Origin of the sequence: Microbacterium sp. NPDC056736, from assembly GCF_042790415.1 — a bacterium.
GTDB lineage: Bacteria > Actinomycetota > Actinomycetes > Actinomycetales > Microbacteriaceae > Microbacterium.
The window spans coordinates 1-1,419 of sequence record NZ_JBHTZE010000018.1 but is presented as its reverse complement, the minus strand read 5'-3'; the positions used below and the strand labels follow the sequence as shown (position 1 = coordinate 1,419).

General features: G+C 67.6%; 1 protein-coding gene. It reads left to right on the top strand.

Going from position 1 to position 1,419, the window contains the following annotated elements; translation table 11 throughout:
- Positions 1-208 precede the first annotated feature (208 nt).
- The gene (locus tag ACFRAL_RS17350; RefSeq protein ID WP_375821547.1) at positions 209-1,393 is read left to right on the top strand and encodes a hypothetical protein; all 1,185 of its coding nucleotides are present in this window, start codon (positions 209-211) and stop codon (positions 1,391-1,393) included.
- Positions 1,394-1,419: the final 26 nt, after the last annotated feature.

Genomic DNA, 1,419 nt, shown 5'->3' with positions numbered 1-1,419 from the left:
GGGGAGATCGCGGGTGTGGACCCGGACCTGGTGGTGGACGTGGTGCGGCGCCTGCCCAAGTTCCACTGGCTGTACATCCGGCAGGAGGCGGGGCAGATGTGCGTGGTCGGCCCTTGATCTTTCCCATTTGGTTGCCTTAGGCAACCGAATATGTTTCCCTACTTAACAAACTCTGCCCGCTCGGTCGGGCACTGAGGGAGGAACCCACATGACCATGACCGCGACCGAGGCTCCGGCGCAGTCCAAGAACGGCAAGGGCAAGGAGCAGCAGGTTGTTGCCGCTCGCCCGTTCGTCACCGGGACCCGGACCCTGGAGTCCGAGGTCTACACCCAGACCGTCACGCAGAACACCGCCACCCAGACGCTCCAGCCGTACGAGTTCCAGGTGGACGGGTACCTGTCGGGCGCGCTGATCCGCGTCACCGCGACGACCGCGTCCAACGCCGCGACCGTTGCCTTCCAGGCGGACGGGCCGTTCTCGGTCCTCCAGTCGGTGATCGTGGAGGACATCGGCGGCAAGCAGATCATGGGCCCGCTCACCGGGCACCAACTGCGCGTCCTGAACCAGTTCGGCGGGTTCGTCTTCAACGGCGACCCCCGCGCGAACGGCATCTACACCCTGACCGCGGGCGCCGGCGGCACGGGCGGCTCGTACCGTTTCCAGCTCAGGGTGCCGATCCAGGTGCGGCGGCGCGACGCGATGGGCAGTTTGCCCAACCGGAACGCGTCCGCGACGTTCAAGCTGAAGATCACGATCAACGCGATCAACCAGGTCTACAGCACGGCGCCGACGAACGCGGCCTCCGTCAACGTCCAGGTGCAGCAGCGCGGTTGGGCCACCTCGGACAACCGCGACTACAAGGGCAACGGGGTCTCCCCGACCCCGAACGGCGTCGGGTCGATCCTGTACACCGACGTGGAGACGATCCAGCTCAGCGCGGGCGCCTACAACCAGCGCATGGCCACGTTCGGCGGCCTCCTGCGCGTGCTCATCTTCGAGCTGCGCGACGCGGCCGGTTCCCGCGCGCAGGGTGAGGCGGACTTCCCCTCCCTGTGGGAGACGGAGATCGACAAGGTCAAGGTCTACTCCCGCTCCCCGCTCACGTGGGAGTCGGAGATGAGCGAGGACTACGGGCTGACCGCGGACGCGGACGGCAACACGGCCGCGGCCAAGAACTCGAAGCCCGACGGTGTGTACGTCCTCCACTGGCTGGACGACTTCGGTCTCCAGCCGGGTGCCGAGAACGGGTTCCGGTACCAGCCGATCACCCCGTCCACGGCCGTCCAGCTCTCCGGGGTCATCGGCGGATCGGGTGCGCACACCCTGACGATCACCAAGAACTACATGAGCCCGGTGGGGGACGACCCCCGTCAGCTCACCGGTGGCCGGTAGCACCAGGCCCACGGCCAGGGCGCGCG

Coding starts and splice junctions, on each gene's coding strand:
- ACFRAL_RS17350 (WP_375821547.1), top strand. CDS start 209: ATGACCATGACCGCGACCGAGGCTCCGGCGCAGTCCAAGAACGGCAAG.